The sequence below is a fragment of the Thiobacillus sp. genome (genome assembly GCF_024708915.1).
Map to the genome: position 1 here is coordinate 1 of NZ_JANJXQ010000136.1, position 21,473 is coordinate 21,473.

General features: G+C 63.1%; 17 protein-coding genes and 2 tRNA genes. 4 read left to right on the forward strand and 15 right to left on the reverse strand.

The window, feature by feature from the left end; genetic code table 11:
* On the forward strand, positions 1 to 228 hold a 228-nt coding region (locus Q0L94_RS09910; protein ID WP_296752952.1), incomplete at its 5' end, for a hypothetical protein.
* A 179-nt stretch (positions 229 to 407) separates the two neighbouring features.
* Entirely contained in the window at positions 408 to 734 is a 327-nt protein-coding gene (locus Q0L94_RS09915) for a hypothetical protein (RefSeq protein WP_296752953.1), read from the forward strand.
* A gap of 117 nt (positions 735 to 851) precedes the next feature.
* Here the strand turns inward: Q0L94_RS09915 and Q0L94_RS09920 are convergent, their stop codons facing one another.
* The gene (locus Q0L94_RS09920; RefSeq protein ID WP_296752954.1) at positions 852 to 2,462 is read right to left on the reverse strand and encodes a peptide chain release factor 3; all 1,611 of its coding nucleotides are present in this window, start codon (positions 2,460 to 2,462) and stop codon (positions 852 to 854) included.
* A 242-nt stretch (positions 2,463 to 2,704) separates the two neighbouring features.
* Between Q0L94_RS09920 and Q0L94_RS09925 the strand changes: the two genes are divergently transcribed.
* Positions 2,705 to 4,063, forward strand: a complete 1,359-nt coding sequence (locus tag Q0L94_RS09925; RefSeq protein WP_296752955.1) for a sigma 54-interacting transcriptional regulator — start codon at positions 2,705 to 2,707, stop codon at positions 4,061 to 4,063.
* A 179-nt stretch (positions 4,064 to 4,242) separates the two neighbouring features.
* On the opposite strand, the gene Q0L94_RS09930 is transcribed toward Q0L94_RS09925, so the two are convergent.
* From Q0L94_RS09930 to Q0L94_RS09990, 13 genes are all read right to left on the reverse strand, one after another.
* Positions 4,243 to 7,350 carry a CusA/CzcA family heavy metal efflux RND transporter gene (locus Q0L94_RS09930; protein WP_296752956.1) on the reverse strand — a complete coding sequence of 1,036 codons (3,108 nt, stop codon included), beginning with the start codon at positions 7,348 to 7,350 and terminating at the stop codon, positions 4,243 to 4,245.
* A gap of 28 nt (positions 7,351 to 7,378) precedes the next feature.
* On the reverse strand, positions 7,379 to 8,695 hold the full coding sequence (locus Q0L94_RS09935; RefSeq protein WP_296752958.1) for an efflux RND transporter periplasmic adaptor subunit: 1,317 nt from the start codon (positions 8,693 to 8,695) through the stop codon (positions 7,379 to 7,381).
* A 103-nt stretch (positions 8,696 to 8,798) separates the two neighbouring features.
* Positions 8,799 to 9,092 carry a heavy metal-binding domain-containing protein gene (locus Q0L94_RS09940; RefSeq protein ID WP_296752959.1) on the reverse strand — a complete coding sequence of 98 codons (294 nt, stop codon included), beginning with the start codon at positions 9,090 to 9,092 and terminating at the stop codon, positions 8,799 to 8,801.
* A 116-nt stretch (positions 9,093 to 9,208) separates the two neighbouring features.
* A complete protein-coding gene (locus tag Q0L94_RS09945; protein WP_296752961.1) occupies positions 9,209 to 10,144 on the reverse strand; it encodes a multicopper oxidase domain-containing protein in 936 nt (311 codons plus the stop codon).
* A 15-nt stretch (positions 10,145 to 10,159) separates the two neighbouring features.
* Positions 10,160 to 10,552 carry a cytochrome c gene (locus Q0L94_RS09950; protein ID WP_296752962.1) on the reverse strand — a complete coding sequence of 131 codons (393 nt, stop codon included), beginning with the start codon at positions 10,550 to 10,552 and terminating at the stop codon, positions 10,160 to 10,162.
* Complete coding sequence (locus Q0L94_RS09955; RefSeq protein WP_296752964.1) at positions 10,552 to 11,247, reverse strand: cytochrome C; 696 nt, start codon at positions 11,245 to 11,247, stop codon at positions 10,552 to 10,554. Before Q0L94_RS09955 ends, Q0L94_RS09950 begins: the two co-directional genes overlap by 1 nt.
* A 15-nt stretch (positions 11,248 to 11,262) precedes the next feature.
* Complete coding sequence (locus Q0L94_RS09960; protein ID WP_296752965.1) at positions 11,263 to 12,270, reverse strand: multicopper oxidase domain-containing protein; 1,008 nt, start codon at positions 12,268 to 12,270, stop codon at positions 11,263 to 11,265.
* A 597-nt stretch (positions 12,271 to 12,867) separates the two neighbouring features.
* Positions 12,868 to 12,944, reverse strand: a tRNA-Arg gene (locus Q0L94_RS09965).
* A 64-nt stretch (positions 12,945 to 13,008) separates the two neighbouring features.
* Positions 13,009 to 13,102: transfer RNA gene (locus Q0L94_RS09970), tRNA-Ser, on the reverse strand.
* Between the two features lie 43 nt (positions 13,103 to 13,145).
* Positions 13,146 to 14,375: an aspartate kinase gene (locus tag Q0L94_RS09975; RefSeq protein ID WP_296752967.1), complete on the reverse strand. Its 1,230-nt coding sequence runs from the start codon at positions 14,373 to 14,375 to the stop codon at positions 13,146 to 13,148.
* 38 nt (positions 14,376 to 14,413) lie between these two features.
* Entirely contained in the window at positions 14,414 to 15,712 is a 1,299-nt protein-coding gene (rlmD, locus tag Q0L94_RS09980; RefSeq protein ID WP_296752968.1) for a 23S rRNA (uracil(1939)-C(5))-methyltransferase RlmD, read from the reverse strand.
* A complete protein-coding gene (locus tag Q0L94_RS09985) occupies positions 15,709 to 16,485 on the reverse strand; it encodes a 3'-5' exonuclease (RefSeq protein ID WP_296752970.1) in 777 nt (258 codons plus the stop codon). The genes rlmD and Q0L94_RS09985 overlap by 4 nt, the downstream gene beginning before the upstream one ends.
* A gap of 40 nt (positions 16,486 to 16,525) precedes the next feature.
* On the reverse strand, positions 16,526 to 17,818 hold the full coding sequence (locus Q0L94_RS09990; protein ID WP_296752972.1) for an HDOD domain-containing protein: 1,293 nt from the start codon (positions 17,816 to 17,818) through the stop codon (positions 16,526 to 16,528).
* Positions 17,819 to 17,919: 101 nt separating this feature from the next.
* On the opposite strand from Q0L94_RS09990, the gene Q0L94_RS09995 reads away from it, so the two are divergent.
* On the forward strand, positions 17,920 to 19,371 hold the full coding sequence (locus Q0L94_RS09995) for a DUF4139 domain-containing protein (protein WP_296752974.1): 1,452 nt from the start codon (positions 17,920 to 17,922) through the stop codon (positions 19,369 to 19,371).
* A 250-nt stretch (positions 19,372 to 19,621) separates the two neighbouring features.
* Here the strand turns inward: Q0L94_RS09995 and pgi are convergent, their stop codons facing one another.
* Positions 19,622 to 21,274, reverse strand: a complete 1,653-nt coding sequence (gene pgi, locus Q0L94_RS10000; RefSeq protein ID WP_296752975.1) for a glucose-6-phosphate isomerase — start codon at positions 21,272 to 21,274, stop codon at positions 19,622 to 19,624.
* Positions 21,275 to 21,473: the final 199 nt, after the last annotated feature.

The window sequence follows — 21,473 nt, forward strand, 5'->3', positions numbered from 1 at the left end:
GGGGGCGAGCCCATCGCCGCCCACCAGTCAACCGCCAAGGCGGTCGACGGTGCGCCTGGCAAGGGCTGGGACACGTTTCGCACCGGCGCAGGCGAGCCCATCAAGGTTCACGCGCCGGTTGCCGTGGCAGGCAATGGCGCGCCTGGCAAGGGCTGGGACACCTTCCGCAGCGGCGCGGGTGAGGCCCTTCCGCGGTCCGGTGCGGTCCACGTGAGCCAGTCGCAGTAAACGCGGTTCCTGCGGTTCGGCACGCCGGACCGCCTTGCCCGGCGCGAAGGCATGCGCCTCCGCCGGGCGGCACGGAAGGGACGTCGACGGTCAGACGATGCCAGGCCGGCAGGCGTCCCGGAAGGAAGCCGTTCATGAACCCCATTGGTGGGTTTCGTCAGACATTTCAGAGGTCATCCATGAAAATCTTCAAGAGAGTTCCCCTCACCGCCGGCTTCATCGGCCTGTCCGGTCTGCTGCTGGCTTCGCCTGCAATGTCCGAGCCCGGGAAGGGTTGGGATACGTTCAACATGGGGCAGGGCGATCCGATCCACGTCGCCGGCAGGGGCAATACGGGCGCGTCGGCCGGAGATGCTCCCGCTGGCAAGGGCTGGGACGCTTTCAGGATGGGGCAGGGCGACCCGATCCCCGTCTCGAGCAGGGCGGCTCCCGCTCACTCGGCGCGCGTCACCGGCACCGTCGAGGCCTGGCAGGTGTTCTATACGGGAGAGCGCAACAAGCTCTGACCGTCGCGCGTCAGGGACTTTCCCGTGCCTCGCCGGTCGGCGAGGCGAGCATCGTGAGCGCCTGCAGTCCTCGCCTGGCGCGGCTTCCGTAGCGATGCGGGCGCGTGGCCGGCGCGCCTAGCCCAGGCGCTGCCCGTGCTCGCGGGTGTCGTGGAACGCGACCTTGGGCCAGCGCTCCTGCGCCAGCTGGAGGTTTACCCGGGTGTCCGCAAGATAGACCAGGTTGCCGTCGACATCCTTCGCCAGCCGCAATGAATTCGCCTTGGTGAATTCCGCAAGGTGCTGGGCGTCGGGGCAGGTGACCCAGCGCGCGGTGTGGATGCCGGCGTTCTCGAAGGTAGCGTCGACGCCGTATTCGGTCTTCAGGCGATGGGCGACGATCTCGAACTGCAGCGGGCCGACCGCGCCGATCAGCAAGGTGTTGTCGGCGAAGGGCTCGAACACCTGCACCGCACCTTCCTCGCCGAGTTCCAGCAGGCCCTTGTTAAGTTGCTTGGCGCGCAGGGGGTCGCGCAGGCGCGGCTTGGAGAACAGCTCCGGCGCGAAGTAAGGGATGCCCTTGAACTGCAGCGCCTCGCCCTCGGTGAGCGTGTCGCCGATCTGCAACTGCCCATGGTTGTGGATGCCGATGATGTCGCCGGCGACGGCGTCCTCGGAGCGCTGCCGCTCGTTGGCCATGAAGACGACGGCGTTGGCGATCTTCATCTCCTTGCCGGTGCGGCGGTGGCGTACCTTCATGCCGGGCGAATAGCGGCCGGAGCAGACGCGGAAGAACGCGATGCGGTCGCGGTGCTGCGGGTCCATGTTGGCCTGGATCTTGAACACGAAGCCGGTGAATCGCGGCTCGGTGGGGTCGACCGTTCGCTCGACCGCCTCGCGCGGCTGCGGCGAGGGCGCCCAGTCGGCCAGCGCGCGCAGCACTTCACGCACGCCGAAATTGTTGACCCCGGAGCCGAAAAACACCGGTGTCTGCCTGCCCTTGAGGAAGGCATCGAGGTCGAAGCTGGCGCCGGCGCCGCGCACCAGTTCGATTTCCGCCAGCAGGGTGTCGGCTTCGAGCGGGAAGCGCGCCTTCAGCGTGGCATCGCCCAGGCCCTGCAGCGATTCGAACGGCTGGTCGGCGTTTTCCTCGCCGGCCCTGAAGCGCAGGATCTCGTCATTGATCAGGTGATACACGCCGTGAAAGCGCTTGCCCATGCCGATCGGCCAGGTCACCGGCGCACAGTGTATTTTCAGGATCGACTCGATCTCGTCCAGCAGTTCCAGCGGCTCGCGCACCTCGCGGTCCATCTTGTTGATGAAGGTGATGATGGGCGTGTCGCGCAGGCGGCACACTTCCAGCAGCTTGATGGTCTGTTCTTCTACGCCCTTGGCGGCGTCGACCACCATGATGGCGGCGTCGACCGCGGTCAGCACGCGGTAGGTGTCTTCCGAGAAGTCCTTGTGGCCGGGGGTGTCGAGCAGGTTGAAGACGCAGTCGCCGTGGGAAAACTGCATGACTGAACTCGCCACCGAAATGCCGCGTTCGCGCTCGACTTCCATCCAGTCTGAGGTGGCATAGCGGCCGCTCTTGCGCGCCTTGACCGTGCCGGCCATCTGGATCGCGCCGCCGAACAGCAGCAGCTTTTCGGTCAGCGTGGTTTTACCCGCGTCGGGGTGGGCAATGATGGCGAAGGTGCGACGCTTCTTGACATCGCGCGCAAGGGGCGATGCGGACGTGGTTTCCATGAGGGGGGTGCAGGCAGGAAAACCCGGCATTTTACCGGAGCCGCCGCACTTGGCGAACCGGTATCGATGCCGATATCAAAATCTGAGCCGGCGGGGCATGCCGCCCCGACGGGTTTGCCGTCATGGGGGGGCATTGGATTTTCCTCCCCGAAGGCGGAGGCTGTCGCCAGCAAAAACCCATTGTCCTTGTTCATAATAAACGTTACCTTTTACGTTAATTCTGAACGAAAGTGGATGACATGATGACGATTCCCATGCTCAATCTGTTTCTGGATAGCCTGGAAGAGGGGGTGCTATTTCTGGACAAGAACCGGAAAGTGCTGGCGGCCAACCGGGCGGCCACACAGATGGTCGGGCGTGAAGGCGAGAATCTGGTCAATCTGCTCTGCCCCAGCATTTTCAAGGGGACGGGATGCGCCGAGGCGTGCGAAAACCGGGGGAGATGTGCGCTGACCCAGGACTGGAAGGCCGGCGACGTCATTCAGGATATTGTGCTGCAGCGCCCGGACAGCACCTCCGTATTCCTGCGGATGTGGGCCAGATTGCTGCCGCCGTCGGAAAACTTGCCGCTGTCCTGCGCGATCATTTTGCGAGACCGCTCGCACGAAGCGGAACTGGAACAGAAAGTCACGGAACGTCTGCAACTGGGCAGCATGGTCGGCCATGGCCCCGCGATGCAGAAGCTTTATTCGCAAATTCTGCGAGCGGCGCCGAGCAAAGCCAGCGTGCTGCTGACCGGCGAGAGCGGGAGCGGCAAGGAACTGGTCGCCAAGGCGCTGCACGACAATTCCGACCGCTGCAAGGGGCCTTACATCCCGGTGCATTGCGCGTCGCTTCCCGAAAATCTTCTTGAATCGGAATTGTTTGGTTACGCCAAGGGCGCTTTCACCGGTGCGACCGTGGCAAAAATCGGCCGCTTCGAGGCTGCCGAGGGGGGGACGCTGCTGCTGGACGAGATCGGAGAAATTCCGCTGGGCACGCAAGTCAAGCTGCTGCGCGTGTTGCAGGAAAAAGAGGTGGTGCGATTGGGCGAGAACCACGCCCGCCCGGTGAATGTCCGCGTCATCGCGGCGACGCACCGGAATCTGGCGTCAATGGTCGAGCGCGGCGGATTCAGGGAAGACCTCTACTACCGGTTGCGCGTGCTTCCTCTCCATGTTCCGCCGCTGCGCGAACGCAAGGAAGATATTTCCATGCTCGCCAACAAATTGCTTGGCGATCTGGGAAAGCGCTACAAGCGGGACAATATGCGGCTCACCCATGAAGCACTGTTTGCCCTCGAAGCCTACGACTGGCCGGGAAACATCAGGCAGCTGTTCAATGCGCTCGAATATGCGCTGGTGCACGCGGATGGCCCGATCATCCAGCCGCAGCATTTCCCGCCCGAGATCGAATATGTTGCGCCGCCCGCGCCTGGCGTTGCGGCGCCGGAGCCGTCGCTGGTGCGGCCCTATTACCGCCCGCAGCAGCAGCGAGTAAACGAAGCCGAAATCATTGCCCGGGTGCTCGCCGAAACCGGCGGGAACAAGGCCGAGACGGCACGCCGGCTGGGAATGTCGCGCACCACCTTATGGAAGCGGCTCAAGCAGAACATCTATTGACACGGCCCGATGGTGTTTGAACCCGCAGTGTATTTCTCACGGCATCCTGCTTTGACCGGTTCGCTGGCCCGTCTCAATAGAACGCTGTTTTTAATGCTTATTGATTCGGCCTCCCGCGCTGCCACACACAGCCCGGGCAAGCTGAACCTTAATCCCACTTCAAACTTTATCTGGCCGAATCAATAAATCGGCAGACGCCGGTGCCACAACCAGTACAGGGCGGGGATGACGAAGAGCGATAGCAGCGGCGCGGTCAGCATGCCGCCCACCAGCGGTGCCGCAATGCGCTTCATGACATCGGAGCCGGCGCCGTCGCTGAACATGACGGGCAGCAGGCCGGCCACGATCACCGCCACCGTCATCATCTTGGGCCGCACGCGCAGCAACGCCCCCTGAATGATCGCCTGCCGCAGCGCGGCGTGGTCGGTCAGGCGCCCGGCCTGCCGCGATTCCTTGATGGCGTTGTCGAGATACAGCAGCATGACTACGCCGAATTCCGCCGCCACCCCGGCCAGCGCGATGAACCCGACCCCCACTGCGACAGACAGGTTGTAGCCCAGCCAGTAGGTGAGCCAGAAACCGCCCACCAGCGAGAAGGGCAGGCAGATGGCCACCAGCAGCACCTTGCCGGGGTGGCGGAAATGCAGGTAAAGCAGCAGCAGAACGAGCAGCAGGGTAAACGGGATGACCCATTGCAGCCGCGCCCTGGCATGCTGCATGTTCACGTACTGCCCCGACCAGGCGATGGCGTAGCCCGGCTGCAGCCTGACCTGCGTTTCGACGGCCCGCTTGGCGGCATCGACATAGCCTCCCAGATCGCGCGTCTCCAGGTCGACGTAGACATAGCCGGTAAGCCGCCCGTTCTCGCTCTTGATCTCGGCCGGCCCGTCGCTGATGCTCAGCTTCGCCAGGGTGCCGAGCGGTACCTGGATGCCGGCCGGGGTCGTGACCCGGCTGGCGGCCATGGCTTCCATGGAGTCGCGCAGAGCACGCGGATAGCGCAGGTTGACGGAATAGCGCTCGCGTCCGTCCACCACGGTGCTGATGTTTTCTCCGCCGATGGCGCTCTGCACCAGGCGCTGCACGTCGGCCACCGTGACGCCGTAGCGCGCGGCCTGGACGCGGTTGACATCGATGTCCAGATAGCGCCCGCCGGTCACGCGCTCGCCGAATACCGTGCGCGTTCCGGGAACCTGCTTCAATACCCGCTCGAGCGTTTCCGCCAGCGCGGCAATGCCATTCAGGTCGGGGCCGGTGATTTTGATGCCGACCGCGGTGCGGATGCCGGTGGACAGCATGTCGATGCGGGTGCGGATCGGATAGCCCCAGGAATTGGTCAGTCCCGGCAGCCGCACCGTCCGGTCCAGCTTCTGGATCAGCTGATCCACGGTTTCGCCGGCCGGCCACTCGCTTCTGGGCTTGAGCAGGATCGTGGTTTCCAGCATGGACAGCGGCGCCGGGTCGGTGGCGCTGTCGGCACGCCCGGCCTTGCCGAATACGCGCTCCACTTCGGGCATCTGACGGATCAGGCGGTCGGTGATCTGCAGGATATGTGCCGCCTCGTCGACCGACACGCCGGGCAGCGTGGTGGGCATGTACAGCAGATCGCCCTCGTACAGCGGCGGCATGAATTCGCTGCCCAGGCGGGAAACCGGCCAGGCCACGCTGGCGAGCAGCAGCACGGCGAGCAGCAGCACGCTCCGGGGCCGCTCGAGGGAGGCCAGCAGGGCCGGCCGGTAAAGCGCCTGCAGGACACGGTTGAGCGGGTTACGGTGTTCCGCCGTGATGCGGCCGCGGATGAAATACCCCATCAATACCGGCGTCAGCGTCACCGCCAGGGCGGCGCTGGCCGCCATGGCGTAGGTCTTGGTATAGGCGAGCGGTACGAACAGCTTGCCTTCCTGGCCGACCAGCATGAGCACCGGCAGAAAGGAAACCGTGATGACCAGCAGGGAAAAGAACAGCGCGGGGCCGACTTCCACCGCGCTCGCCCGCGCCACTTCCCAATGGTCGCAGCCGGGGCCGGCGCGCTCGAGATGCTTGTGCATGTTCTCGATCATCACGATGGCGGCATCCACCATGGCCCCGATGGCAATCGCGATGCCGCCCAGCGACATGATGTTGGCGGTGACGCCCTGTTGCTTCATGAGGATGAATGCGGTCAGGATGCCGACCGGCAGGGTGACTACCGCCACCAGGGAGGAGCGCAGGTGGAACAGGAACAGCAGGCAGACCAGGGCCACGACCAGCGATTCTTCCACCAGCTTGCTGCGCAAGTTGTCGATGGCGCGCTCGATCAGGCCGGAACGGTCGTACGTGACCACCAGTTCGATACCGGGCGGCAGGCCCGTCTTGAGCTCCTTGAGACGGGCCTTGACGCGCTCCACGGTTTCCAGCGCATTGTGGCCATAGCGCATGACCACGATGCCGCCGGTGACCTCGCCCTCGCCGTCGAGGTCGGCCACGCCCCGCCGCAGTTCCGGCCCGGTCTGAATATGCGCCACGTCCTGCAGCCGGATCGGGATTCCCTCGGCGTTCGTCCCCAGCGGAATCTGCCGGAAATCGTCCAGCGTCTTGAGGTAGCCGCGCGCCCTGACCATGTACTCGGCATGTCCCATCTCCACGATCGAACCGCCGCCGGACTGGTTGCTGTCGCGCACGGCCTGGCCTACCTTGTCCAGCGAGAGGTTGTAGGCCGCCAGCCGGTTCGGATTCACCTCGATCTGGAATTGGCGCGCCATGCCGCCCACGCTGGCTACTTCGGCCACGCCGGGCAGGCTTTGCAATTCGTATTTCAGGAAGAAGTCCTGGGTGGCGCGCAGCTGGTCGGCGTCGTAGCGGTGGTGCCGGTCGACCAGTGCGTATTCGAATATCCAGCCGACGCCGGAAGCGTCCGGCCCGAGCGTGGGGGTCACGCCCGGGGGCAGGCGCGATGCCACCTGGCTCAGGTATTCCAGCACCCGCGAACGCGCCCAGTAGGGGTCGGTGCCTTCCTTGAAAATGATGTAGATGTAGGACTCGCCGAACATGGAAAAGCCACGCACCGCAGTGGAGCCGGGTACCGACAGCAGCGCCGAGGCAAGCGGGAAGGTCACCTGATCTTCCACCGCTTGCGGCGATTGGCCGGCGTAGCCGGTCTTGACGATGACCTGCGTGTCGGACAGGTCGGGGATGGCGTCGAGCGTCATGTGCTGCGCGGAATACACCCCCCATCCCGCCAGCAGCAGGGTTCCCAACAGTACCAGCAGGCGGTTGCGCAGCGACCACTCGATCAGGCGCTGTACCATTACGTTTCCCTGTTTCCGATCCACGACACTAGTGATCGCCCTGCATGCGCTGCGCCGCATCGCTCAGGGACGCGGCGGCATCCAGCAGGAATTGGCCGTTCACGGCAACCTGCGCGCCTTCCTGCAGCCCTTCCGTGATTTCGATCAGATCGCTGCTTTCAATGCCGGTCTCGACCGGAAACGGGAGGAAGTGCCCGCTGCCGCGGGCGAGCATGACCATGTTGCCCTTGCCGGTCCGCATCACCGCGGATCGCGGCAGCGCCAGCGCCTGGTGCGGGCGGGCGGCGACGACGACATCGACGAATGAGCCGGGCCGCAGCTGCTGCCGCGCGTTATTCACGGCAAGCCGCGCCCGCACGGTGCGGCTTGCATTGTCCAGCGTCGGGCTGGCGAATTTCAGGCGGCCCTTGGCCAGCAGCGCATCGGAGTGCGGCAGCTTGACCGTCACTTCGTCGCCTTCGCTGACCCAGGCCAGCTGATCGGGATACAGCACGATGTCGATCCAGACCGTGGCGGTATCCGCGAGCGAAAGCAGATTGGTTGCCGGTCCGACATAGCTGCCCTCGCGCGCGCCAATTTGCGTGACGAAACCGGAGGCAGGCGCGCGCACGGCCACCACATCCACGGTGCGGTAGGTTTTTTCGATCCTGTCGAGGATGTCTGCGTCGACGTCGGCGTAGCCGAATCTTTCGCGACTGCGAATCCGCTCCCGCGCCAGGCTCGCCGCCACCTGGGCATTCTGCCCGGACAGTTCGGTCATGCGCTGCAACAGTTGATCGCGCCGCTGCAGCAATTCGATGTATTCGCGCTGGCGCTGCACCAGTTCCGGCGAATAGATCTCGTACAGTATTTGTCCAGCGCGGACCGGCTGTCCCACCGCGTTGACATGCAGCTTGCGGATCCAGCCTTCGATCTTCGGGCTGACGTTATGGATCGATGCTTCGTCGATCGCCACATTGCCGTAGGTTTGCAGCTCCCGGCTGAGGTTCTGGCGCTCCACGCTCGCCAGCCTGACGCCCATCCGCTGCAACGAGGCCGTGTCAACGTGAATGCCTTCGCTGTCGTGCGCCTGGGTGCCGCCGGATTCGACCAGATCCATGCCGCAAATGGGACAGGAGCCCGCATGGTCCTGGAGTATGTGTGAGTGCATCGGGCATACCCAAAGCGTCTTCGCGGACCCTGCCTCATCCAGACGGTCGATGCCGCTCTCCGCACGGACGGACGGCGTCGTGCGGCTGGCGTCCTGGTGCGGCTGGCGTCCGGCGTAATAGCCGATGGCGGCCGCGCCGGCAGCGATGATCAGCAGCAAACCAGAATAGCGCAGCATGGCGAACCGGTTCGTCATGCGTTGTGTCCTGCAAATTGCGACGATAGCCGGATGGCACACAGGCACCGGTGACCGGCCAGCACCCGGGCGGCCCCGGTCGGGCTGGATTTGTTCATCCGGCCTAACCGTTCCGGTTTTTCACTTTCACCAGATCCATTTTGCATATCGGACATTTGCCTGGCCCATGCTTGTGCACCTCGGCGTGCATCGGGCAGGTCCAGCCTTTCCCGGAATTTTTTGCCGACAGGGCGTCCAGCGGGCCATTGGCGGCAACGCGGGCACTGCGGGTGATGGCGCTGTCCGCTGCGTGCGGGACAGCGGGTTGCGCAGCGGATGCAAGGCCGACGCCCCCGGCATGCAATAAGAGGAACGTCAAAATGCCCGTAAACATTTTGAATGTGCGTTTGCAATTCATTTCGTGATCCCTGCCAGGCTGGCCGTGCGATTGCACGGACCAGCCAATGTTGAGAAGGCCGCATGGCCTGAAGACGGGGCAGGAGGAAACGGCTTCCTTCCTCCTGGCAGCCCGGCTTATCGTACGAGGATCTGCTCGCCGCGGCCCATCTTCGGGTCGGCCTCGTTGCTGAACATCAGCACCGCGATCGCGCCGGTCAGCGCAGCTTTCAGCGAATGCGTGACGATCGCGTTGGCGCCCTCGACCGGCGAAATCAAATCGAAGGTGGCAGCGTCGCCCGGGCCGACGGTGAAGCTTTGCAGGCCGTGCTGGACGTTCTTGGGATTGCCGCTCGCATAGACCTTGTCCCAGATGCCTGCGATGGGGTGGAAGGAAGAGAACTCGTTGGGGCCGGCGTTCACGAAGTAGATGCGCACACGCTCGCCGGGCTTGGCCTGCAGCCAGCGGGTCGCGGCCGGGTCATGCACCGGGTCGTATTTGAAGATGCCGCCGTTGAACATGACGTTGCTCCACTTGTTCTGCATCATCTCTTCCTTGGCATCCGGGTTCGGGTAGAGCTCGGATTGAATCAGCACGTACTCGCGATCCGCCTTCGGCATGGCACTGGCGTCTTTCGGGTCGACGATGATGGTGCCGAACATGCCCCGTGCAATGTGCTGAATCATCGGATCGGAGCCGCAATGGTAGAAAAACACACCCGGGTAATTCGCTGTGAAGGTGAACTTCTTTTCCTCACCCGGCTTGATGGAACCGAAATCCGTGACCACGTCCAGGCTGGCCGCATGGAAGTCCATGGAATGCGAATTCTTGCTGGCCTTGTCGTTGATCAGCGTGAACTCCACGGTGTCGCCCTCGGTGACGCGCACCAGCGGGCCGGGCACCTTGCCGTCAAACGTCCAGCTGCGATACATCGTCCCTTTGTTGTCGATCGGCAAATCCACTTCCTGCGCATGCAGCGTGATTTTTACCGTTTTCGCTTCGGCCTGGAACGACAGCATCGACATTGCCATCAAGCCAGCCAGAGCAATCCCCAGCATCCTGTTTTGTTTCATTTTTAAAGCTCCTTGTTATTTACCTGAACCGCAGTTGCACACATGGCGCAGATACGCCGCCATTTCCCTGATTTCCGTATCGTTCAGCACATTGCCCCAGGCGGGCATGAGCACCGACTTGTTCACCGCCAGGCCGCCTTCCTTGATGACCTTGAGGATTTCGTTTTCCGGGATGTCGCCCATGGTCTTGGCATCGGTGTGGTCGCGCGGCTGGACCGACATGTCGCGGCTGTTGATGCCGCGGCCATTGCGGTTGATGCCGTGGCACTGGACGCAATAGGTGTCGTAGTTGCGCACAGCCTTGGCGTACTGCCCGTTCGCGTCAGCGGCATGGGCCGGCAGCATGAAACAGGAAGCCAGGATGAATCCCGCCAGGGAAAATGTGGAAGCGAGTTGCCTGCTATTCATCATTGTTTGGCCTCCGTTGCGCCGAGTTGAAGGATGTAGCCCGTCAGCCGCTGCAGATCGGGTTCGGCAAGATTGAGCGTGGGCATCCAGATGTGCGGATCGAACAGCTGCGGGTCCTTGATATAGCTGTAGATGTAATCCCCCTGCAGGCGCTCGCCAGCGGTATGGAGCTCGGGGCCGGACGAGCCGCCAAAGCCGGGTTTGGCCATATGGCACGCACCGCAGCCACGGAGCTTGCCAAAGAACATGCCCCCCATCGCCATGCTGACTTTCTCGCCCTTGAATGCCCCTTTACTCACCAGTCCGGCCGGGGCGACAAGCGTCATGAGCGCTGCGGCAGCCGCTTCGGCGTCCGCCTGGGACAGCTTGGGATGCGGTGTCAAGCCCGACTCGTCCACCACGTCTTCCTTGTCGCTGCCTTTCACATGGCGGGTGTAAAACTCCCCGGCCGGGCGGATACGCACCGGGTTTTGCAGCCATTTTTCCAGCCAGGGCTTGTTGAACTTGCTGCCCGCGTAATAGAGGTCCGGTCCCTTCCGTTCCCACAAGCGGTCGAGGCTGGCGTTTTCCGGTTTTACGATGGCATGGCAGCTGATGCATTGCGACTTCAGGAGGCCGGCGCCGTTGCCGTCAGCGGCAAGTGCCGGGCCGGCGATCAGTCCCAACCCCAATGCCGCCAGGATGTGTCGATTCATCATTGATCCTTTCGCTTATTGAATGGCCTGTCCCTTGAACACGGCTGCGTCGTGCATGCCGTAGGGCTTTTTCAGTGATTCCTCATAGTAGAAATCAGGGACGAACTGCTTGCCTTTCCAGGCGTAGAGCGGGTCGTTGTGGTTGATTTCGTTGTATTCGATGACCGTCATCACGCCGCCCATCGGCTTGGTGCCATTGACGGTATGGACATCCACGTGGTCGTGAATCGCCCAGCGCCCGGGGTTGTCCATGGTGAGAATGAGGTCGTAGCGCTCGCCGGGCCCGACCATGATGGTGTCGGCATCGTAGGGATAGGGCAGCGCGTGGCCGTCCTTGAACGCCACCTTGAAGACATGGCCGTGGATATGGATGGCGTGGGTCAGTTCGCCCGCGCCGATCAGGCGGATACGAATCACGTCGCCCCGGCTCACGCGCAGCGGCTGGGTATCGGGGAAGGCCTTGCCGTTGATGGTGAAGTAGTTGAACACATCCCCCGGCACCCCGCCTTCCCCCGGCTTGGACGCCCATTTGGTGTCCCAGCCCGATAGCATCATGATGAAATCCTTGGTGACTTTCTTCTCGATCGGCTTGGGGTTTTTCGGGACCACGATGAAGGGGCCCCACATGCCGCGCATCGACACGTGTTCGTTGACGTTGACGTGGCAGTGGTACCACATGGTGCCGGAAGGCTCGGCCACGAACTTGTAGGTGAAGCTGTCGCCGGGCTTGATCGCCACCTGCGTGACGTCCGGCACCCCGTCTTGCTGCCAGGTGCCGCGTTGCAGCAATCCATGCCAATGGATCGTGTGCGGCAGGGTAGTGAGATTGTTGACGTTGACCGTGACCTCGTCGCCTTCCTTGACGTGAATCAGCGGCGCCGGAACCTGGCCATTGAATGCAAACGTGTGGAATGCCTGCTTGTCCACCAGCATGATTCTGGTGTCTTCGATCGTCATCTCGAACGTCCGCTTTTCCGCCCAGCTGGCCGTAGACACTGTCAGCAGGACAAGGACGAAAGCCATGCTTTTCAAATGGGACGCAACGGTGAATGCAATGGTTTTTGGGGGCATATGCGTTACCTTCTCAAGCGGTCGGGTGTTTTTCATGGGATTGAATCGATCAGTTCACTCGAACATCTTTAAGCCATATCCGTGCCATATTTGTAATCAATTGATTGTTAATAAAAATATGTTCTTTTGCTCGAGGCACCAGGCGTATTTTGTTAACAATGAACATGATTGTGAACGTTCACTAATAACGGTTTGTTGTTAACAATAAACGTTTCCGCCAAGGTGTTATCGGGAAGCCAAAGCTCGATAAGCGCCCCGCGGAGCAAGCGAGCGGACCGTGCAATCCGGCGGGAAGCGGATTGTTGGCGGATACCGGACCGCGCACAGAGCGTCGGCCCGCACGTGGCGCGAACTTTGTCGTGTGCAGGTCTATGAAGGTTGTGGACGTGAAAACGAAAAAGCTCCGCTGCGGGCTTTTTGAATGGGCGTGTCCGAAGAAATGAATCAGGACATCAGGAATTCGGTTCGCGTCTCCGGTGCCATGGATTCACTCCCACGTCCGGAATGCAAAAAGGCCGGCTCCTTGATGGAACCGGCCTTTCTGGTATGTGGTGCGCCCGAAGAGATTCGAACTCCTGACCCCTTGGTTCGTAGCCAAGTACTCTATCCAGCTGAGCTACGGGCGCTTTGAAGGTTGCGCATTATACGCAGTTTTTGCGTCGATGGCAGATACAACGACTCATAATTATTTGGCGGAGACGGAGGGATTCGAACCCTCGATGCAGGTTTAAGCCCGCATGCTCCCTTAGCAGGGGAGTACCTTCAACCACTCGGCCACGTCTCCGAACCGCCGCGCATTGTAGCGGAATGCGCGGACGAACGCCACCTCAGGCTGTGGCTTTGTCCAGCTCGAACGCCTGATGCAGCGCGCGCACGGCGAGTTCCATGTATTTGTCTTCGACCACGACCGAGATTTTGATCTCGGACGTGGAGATCATCTGCAGGTTGATGTTTTCGACCGACAGGGTCTCGAACATCTTGCGGGCGATGCCGACGTGCGAGCGCATGCCGACGCCGACGATGGAGATTTTGGCGATTTTGTCGTCGCCGGTGACCTCGCGTGCGCCGATGCCGGCCGCGGTTACCTTGACGATGTCCATCGCCTTGGCGAAGTCGTTGCGGTGCACGGTGAAGGTGAAGTCGGTGGTATTGGTGTGCCCCACGTTCTGCACGATCATGTCGACGTCGATGTTGGCATCGGCCACCGGGCCGAGAATCTGGTAGGCGATGCCGGGGTGGTCGGGCACGCCGACCACGGTGATCTTGGCTTCGTCGCGGTTGAATGCAATGCCGGAGATGATGGCCTGTTCCATGTTGTCGTCTTCCTCGAAGGTGATGAGCGTGCCGTCGCCTTCGTCCTGAAAGCTGGACAGCACCCGGAGTTTTACTTTGTATTTGCCGGCAAACTCGACCGAGCGGATCTGCAGCACCTTGGAGCCGAGGCTCGCCATTTCGAGCATTTCCTCGAAGGTGATGGTCTTCAGCCGGCGCGCCTCGGGCACGATGCGCGGATCGGTGGTGTAGACGCCGTCGACGTCGGTGTAGATCTGGCATTCGTCAGCCTTGAGCGCGGCTGCCAGCGCCACGCCGGTGGTGTCGGAACCGCCGCGCCCCAGCGTGGTGACGTTGCCCTGTTCGTCGACCCCCTGGAAGCCGGCGACCACGACCACGTGGCCGGAATCCAGGTCGGCGCGCATCCTGGATTCGTCGATCGACAGAATGCGCGCCTTGGTGAAGGCGTTGTCGGTGAGGATGCGCACCTGCGCGCCGGTGTAGCTTTTCGCTTTCAGGCCCAGGTCTTTCAGCGCCATCGCCAGCAGGGCGATGGTGACCTGCTCGCCGGTGGATACCATCGCGTCCAGCTCGCGCGGGTCGGGGGTGGACTGAATCTGTTTGGCCAGCGCAATCAGCCGGTTGGTCTCCCCCGACATGGCCGAGAGCACCACCACCACCTGATGGCCGAGCATCTTGAATTTGGCCACGCGTTCGGCTACTGCGCGGATACGTTCGACGTTGGCGACCGAGCTGCCGCCGTATTTTTGTACGATGAGTGCCATGTTTTTCGAGAATGAGTTAAGCGCGTGAGTTTAATGGATTAGCGCTGGAAAAGCGCTATCGACTCCACGTGCGCCGTGTGCGGGAACATGTTGGCGATGCCTGCCGCTTCGATCCGGTAGCCCTTGAGGTGCACCAGCACCTCGGCGTCGCGCGCCAGCGTGGCGGGATCGCACGAGACGTAGACGATGCGCTGCGGCCCGCCGCTGTCAGGCAGGGATTTGACGACCTCGATGGCGCCGGAACGTGGCGGATCGATCAGCAATTTGTCGAAATGCCCGAGGGCGGCGAATTTTTCCGGCGTCATCTCGAACAGGTTGTCGACCGCGAAGCGGGCGTTGGGCAGGCGGTTGCGCAGGGCGTTTTCACGTGCGCGGGCAACCAGTTCGGCGCTGCCTTCGATGCCGATCACCGCGGCGCCGCTGCGGGCGATCGGCAGGGTGAAATTGCCCAGGCCGCAGAACAGGTCCGCGATGCGCTCGCCGGCCTGGGGCTGCAGCAGGCGCAGGGCGCGGCCGACCAGGGCGCGATTGATGGCGGTGTTGACCTGGGTGAATTCGGTCGGCCTGAAAGGCATGACGAGGCCGAACTCCGGCAGGGAATAGCTGAGTTCGGGCGCAATGTCCGGCCAGAAAGGACGCGCGGTGTCGGGGCCTTTTTTCTGCTCCCACACCTGCACGCGGTGGCGTTCGGCGAAACTGCGCACTTTGGCGGCGTCCTCGTCGTTCCATGGCTCAAGCAGGCGGAACACCAGCACGGTGACGTGTTCGCCGACGGCGACTTCGATCTGCGGGGTGCGGTCGGCGTTCGACAACTGCACGATCAGCTCGCGCAGTGGCCGGATCAGTGCGGAGACATCGGGCGTGAGGATCTCGCAGCTAGCCATGTCGGCAATGAAGCTGGAACGTTTTTCGTGGAAGCCGACCAGCACCCCGCCTTTCTTGTCGACCAGGCGCGACGATAGCCGCGCGCGGTGGCGATAGCCCCAGCTGGGGCCGTGCAGGGCAGGCAGGATGACGTCGGGGCGGACTTTTCCGATGCGGGCGAGGCTTTCTTCCAGCACGCGCTGCTTGGCGGCAACCTGGGCGCTGGCCTCCAGATGCTGCATCGAGCAGCCGCCGCAGCGGCCGAAATAGCGGCAGCGCGGCGCGGCGCGCTGGGCGCTGGCGTCGAGGATGGCGACCGCGTTGGCCGAGTTGTATTTGGCGTGCTTGCGATAGACCGAGATTTCCGCGCGTTCGCCCGCCAGGGCGCCGTCGACGAAAGTGACCTTGCCGTCGATGCGCGCCACGCCATGGCCCTCGTGGTCGAGGGAGAGGATGTCGACGATGGGGTTCATGCCCAGGCTGCCAGGAATTCCTGCCAGTGCGGGGCAGGGTGGGCCTGCACGGTGCTGCGCGCAAGCTCGATCTCGGCGGCGTAGGCCGACTCGGAGAGCGTGCCGCGTATTTTCTGGAAGCGCAGATAGACCAGCCAGGTGTTCATCACGTCGGTTTCGCAGTAATTGCGGATGGCGTCGATTTCCCCTTGCTGAAAGGCCTCCAGCACTTTCGAGCCGTCCATTCCCAGCTTGCCGGGAAAACCGCACAGCTTGGCCATCTGATCGAGCGGCGCATTGGCACGCGGCTGGTACATCGCCAGCACGTCCATCAAATCCAGATGGCGGGTGTGGTAGCGGCTCAGATAGTTATTCCACTTGAAATCCTTGTCGTCGTCGCCCCAGTCCCAGTAGCGCACCGCCGCCACGCCATGGATCAGGCTGCGGTAGTGCAGCACCGGCAGGTCGAAGCCGCCGCCGTTCCATGACACCAGCTGCGGGGTGTAGCGCTCGATGCCGTCGTAGAAGCGCTGGATCAGTTCGGCCTCGCTGCTGCCGGGCTCGCCGAGCGACCATACCTTGAGCTGGTCGCCGCTTCTGAGCACGCAGGATATGGCGACGATACGGTGCAGGTGATGCGGCATGAAGTCGCCGCCGGTTTTCTGGCGGCGGTTCAGCAGCGCCAGTTCGCCAAGCTCGGCGTGCTGGAGCGCCGCTTCGTCTATGCCGTTGACCGCGGCGAATCCGGCGAGGTCGGGGATCGTTTCAATGTCGAAAACCAGGGTGGGGTGCATGGAGCAGGCGCGCGGACAAAAACCGCCATTTTACGCTGCTTCAATGCAATGCTGTGTCGAGCGCAGAGGCCGCGATCAGGGCATCCAGGTAGGCCACCGAAATCTGATGCAGCGGGATATCCAGCTGCTGCGCATAGCGGGCCAGTACCCCGGCATCGTTGTTTTCGCAGGCGTGCGCCAGTTGCAGCATGGCGCCTTCGGGGGAGGGGTGTGCGCTCAAGGCCCGCGCGCTGGTCGCCGTCAGCCCCAGCTTGCGGATCAGCGCCTCCAGCGGTAGCGACAGTGCATGAGGGGCGGCCGACAGCAGGCCGATCTCGAATGCGGCGGCAGCGCTCTCGGCCGGTGCGCCCAGACGCGTGATTTTGCCCATGAAGAGTGCACGTGTGAGCGCGGTCACGGCATAGTGGCGCGCGGCGTCGCCCGGCTGCTTGCCGGTCAGGGCCAACAGTATCGCCACGCGGGCGGCGCGCTGGGGGCCCAGCATGATCAGTGCATGGGCGACCGATTCGGCGGGGCGGCTCAGACCGCCGATCGGTGAATTGGCGATCGCGAGCAGGCGTGGCGCCATGTCCGGATTCAGCCGGAAAAACTGGATCAGCGTATCGAGCGACTGGCGTAGCGCGATAGCCAGCAAGTCGAGTTGTACGGCCTGCTCGTAGCTATGGACAGCAGGCGGGGTGTCGCCCGAAAACAGGCTGCCTTTGAACCAGGCGTTGGCAGGCCAGCGTATCTGGGGATGGATGTGCCGTGCCCCCTCCACGATCAGGCGCGCAGGCACTGCGGGTGGAATGTCGTCGGCACGGCAGGCCAGATAGCGCCAGGCGGAGGCGCTGTCCTGCACTATCGCGTGGCCGCGGTTGAGGCTGGGGCAGAATGTCAGTCCGGCGTCCTGCAGGGCGAGGGCGCGCGCCAGATGCTGTTCGTTGTCAAGGCTTACGCACCAGATCAGCTGACGGTGATCGAGTTGCTGGGGGATGTCGCTGAACAGCACGTCGGCGCTGATCCGCACCAGCAGCGGCAATTCAGTGGTCAGGCCGTCCTGCGTCAGCGAATACAGGCCGGTCAGCAACATGTCCTCGTCCATTTGCCGAAGTTCGGGCGGCGCGTCGGCGGCAGCGATGCGTCCGCGCAGCACCAACTGGTGGGCGACCAGGCTGGAAGCGGCGTCGAACAGCGGATCGAACGACAGGAAGCGCTCCCGCAGGACTTCCTCGCGGACCGGGTTGCTGCTGGCGATACCCAGCATTTGCGTCACCACCACGGGCTGCTCGGATTCGCGGGTATTGATGCCGCCGCCGACTATGCGGGATGGAGGGAGATCGTCTGCGCTCATGGCTGTCAGTGCAAAATGTGTTCGGCCATTCTAGCGCCGCGAACCATTTTCCGTATGTATCGGGCATCATGCCGGTTGCCGCAAAACATGAAGGAGACGACATGACGAAGAAGCTGCTGCTGAATGCAATGATGGCGGGGCTGCTTGCCACTTCTCAGCCAGGCTGGGGCGCGCCGGGCGGCGAGATCGGCAGTACGGCCGCCGATCAGCAGGGCGTCGCGGTCACCATCTACAACGACAATCTGGCTTTGGTGAAGGATGCGCGGCGGGTCGGGCTCGCGCGCGACTTCAACCGGCTGGCGTGGCGCGAAGTCTCGGCGCAGATGCGCCCGGAGACGGCTCAGCTGCGCAATGTGTCGAGCCCCGCCGGATTCCGCTTGCTGGAGCAGAACTTCGATTTCGATTTGCTGACGCCGCAAAAGCTGCTCGAAAAATACATCGGACGCGAGGTCGGCGTTATTCGCACTCACCCCGTCAGCGGCGTGGAAACCCGCGAAACGGCGAACGTGCTGGCGACCAACGGCGGCGTGGTGCTCAAGTTCGCCGACCGCATCGAAACCGGCGTGCCGGGGCGGCTGGCGTTTGCGGGCGTGCCCGATACCTTGCGCGACAAGCCCACTCTCGTCGTCTCGCTGAACAGCCCGTCGGCGGGTATACAGGATCTGGAATTGTCCTATCTGACCGGCGGGCTGTCGTGGCGGGCCGATTATGTCGCCGAGCTCAATGCCGCTGACAACCGGATGGATCTCAACGGCTGGGTGACGCTGACCAACCAGAGCGGCGCAGCCTATCCCAACGCCAAACTGCAACTGGTGGCGGGCGATCTCAACCGGGTGCGCGACGCCCAGCCGGTGCCGCGCGCGACGCTGGCGATGGCAGCGAAAACGGCCGACGCTGCCGAGATGCAGCAGGAATCCCTGTTCGAATATCACCTCTACACGCTGCAACGTCCCACCACGCTGGCGGAAAACCAGACCAAGCAGGTGGCGCTGATGTCGGCCGGCCGGGTACCGCTGAAGAAGACGTTCCTGCTCGAAGGCGCGGCTTATTACTACTCGGGTCAACACGGCGAGCTGGGACAGAAAATCAAGGTGGGCGTGTTCGTCGAATTCGACAACAAGGGTGAAGGTCTGGGCGTGCCGCTGCCCAGGGGAGTCGTCCGGGTCTACAAGAAGGACAGCCAGGGCAACGCGCAGTTTGTCGGCGAGGATCGTATCGACCACACGCCGAAGAACGAGACCGTACGCCTCAAGCTGGGCGACGCCTTCGACGTCACCGCCGACAGGAAGCAGACCGACTTCAGGAAGCTCGCCGGCACCGGCCGCACCAACTACGTGTTCGAATCGGCCTACGAGATCGTGCTGAAGAATGCCAAGCCGGAAGCGGTCACCGTCACGGTACGCGAGCCGATGCCGGGCGACTGGACGATGCTCTCCGAATCGCAGCCGCACACCAAGGCGACCGCCGGCACTGCCGAATGGCGGGTGCCGGTGCCGGCCGAGGGCAGGGCGGTGCTCAACTACCGCGTGCGCGTTAAGAGCCTAATTCAGTAGAAATCATGCTCCGCGCCGCTTGCCTGCGGGATGCAGGGCGAGGCGCGAGGCGTGAAATTTGGTCGTTCCAAATGAACGGCCCGTAACGCGGCCATGCGCCTGCAGGCAGCCGGCCCTCCGGGTTGAGACCAGGGTCGGCGTCTGCGGCGTTGCGGAACTTGGCCATGGAATGACCATGGCCGGCGTTCCGCGCCTTGCATCCATCCGATCCTGGTCTCAATGCGGGGCATGATTTCTGCTGAATTAGGCTCTAAGTACTGAGGCCGCGCCGCCGGCGGATGTCGGCGATCAATCCGAGGGTGGAGCCGTCGTGTTCGCCGATCGCACGCACCGAACTCAGTGCGGCGCGGATCGGCGGCGCCAGCTGCTTGCCGAGTTCGACGCCCCACTGGTCGAAGCTGTTGATCTGCCAGATCACGCCCTGCACGAACACCTTGTGTTCGTAAAGCGCGAGCAGCATGCCCAGGGTGTGCGGGTCGAGCTTCTGGTAGAGCAGGGTGTTGCTGGGACGGTTGCCCGGGAATACCTTGTGCGGCGCCAGCGCGCGCGCGGCCTCGCGGCCCATGCCCTGGGTGATCAGTTCGGCTTCGGCCACCGCGCGCGACTTGCCTTTCAACAACGCTTCGGTCTGCGCCAGGCAGTTGGCCAGCAGCCACTCGTGCTGGTCGGCCAGCGGCGTGGGGTTGACCGCGGCAGCCAGAAAGTCGGTCGGAATCAGCCGCGTGCCCTGGTGCACCAGTTCGAAGAACGCGTGCTGGCCGTTGGTGCCCGGGGCGCCCCACACGATGGGGCCGGTGTTGTAGTTGACCCGCTTGTTGGCGCGGTTGACGTTCTTGCCGTTCGACTCCATGTCGAGCTGCTGCAGGAACGGCACCAGTAGACGCAGGCGCTGGTCGTAGGGGAAGATGCCATAGGTGTCGGTGCCCCAGAAGTTGGCGTACCAGATACCGAGCATGCCAAGGATGACCGGCATGTTGGCTTCCAGCGGTGCCTCCCTGAAATGGATGTCCATTGCGTGGGCGCCGGCCAAGAGCGCCTGGAAATTGCCCCAGCCGATCTGCAGCGCGATCGACAGGCCGATCGCCGACCACAGCGAATAGCGCCCCCCCACCCAGTCCCAGAAGATGAACATGTTGTCGGGGTCGATGCCGAATGCCTCGACTGCCTGCGCGTTGGTCGACAGCGCCACGAAATGCCGCGCCACCGCGGCGGGGGCGCGTAGCGCAGCCAGCAGCCAGGCCTTGGCCGAATTGGCGTTGGCCAGCGTTTCCAGGGTGGTGAAGGTTTTCGAGGCGACGATGAACAGGGTGGTCTCGGGATCGAGCTGTTTCAGGGTTCCGGCCAGATGCGCCGGATCGAGGTTGGAGACGAAATGCACCCGCACGCTTTCCAGCGCGTAATGGTCGAGCGCCGAACACACCATCGCCGGCCCCAGGTCCGATCCGCCGATGCCGATGTTCACCACGTCGCGGATCGGCTTGCCGGTATGGCCGCGCCAGCCGCCGTTGTGGATCGATTCGACGAAGCGCTGCATGCGCTTCAGCACTGCTGCGACTTCACGCTCGACATCCACGCCTTCCACCACCAGTGGCGGGCGTACCGGCGCACGCAGGGCGGTATGCAGCACCGCACGCCGCTCGGTGAAATTGATGCGCTCGCCGCTGAACATGGCATTGCGCATGCCCTCCAGATCGGATTCGCGCGCCAGCTGCATCAGATGCTGCATCGTGTCCGTCGTGACGCGGTTCTTCGAATAGTCGAGCAGCAGGTTGCCGCAGCGTAACGACAGACGTTCAAAGCGTTGGGCGTCTTCGCGGAATGCGCTGCGCATGTCGAATGCGCGCATGTCCTTGAAGTGCTGTTCCAGCGTTTTCCAGGTGGGCAGGTGTTTGAGTGCTTTCATGGCGGGCGATGTGTGGGGCAGGCTTCGAAGGTATCATAGGCAGCAGGCGGCGCAGACGCCAGCGAGGCCTTGGCGCAGCGCTTTCTTTGACGGTTCGGGATGGGACAGCATGGTTACCGTGACACACAACAAACTCGTATATATCACCTATTCAATACTCGATGCGCGTGGCATGGTCGTCGAGCAGCACGACATTCCG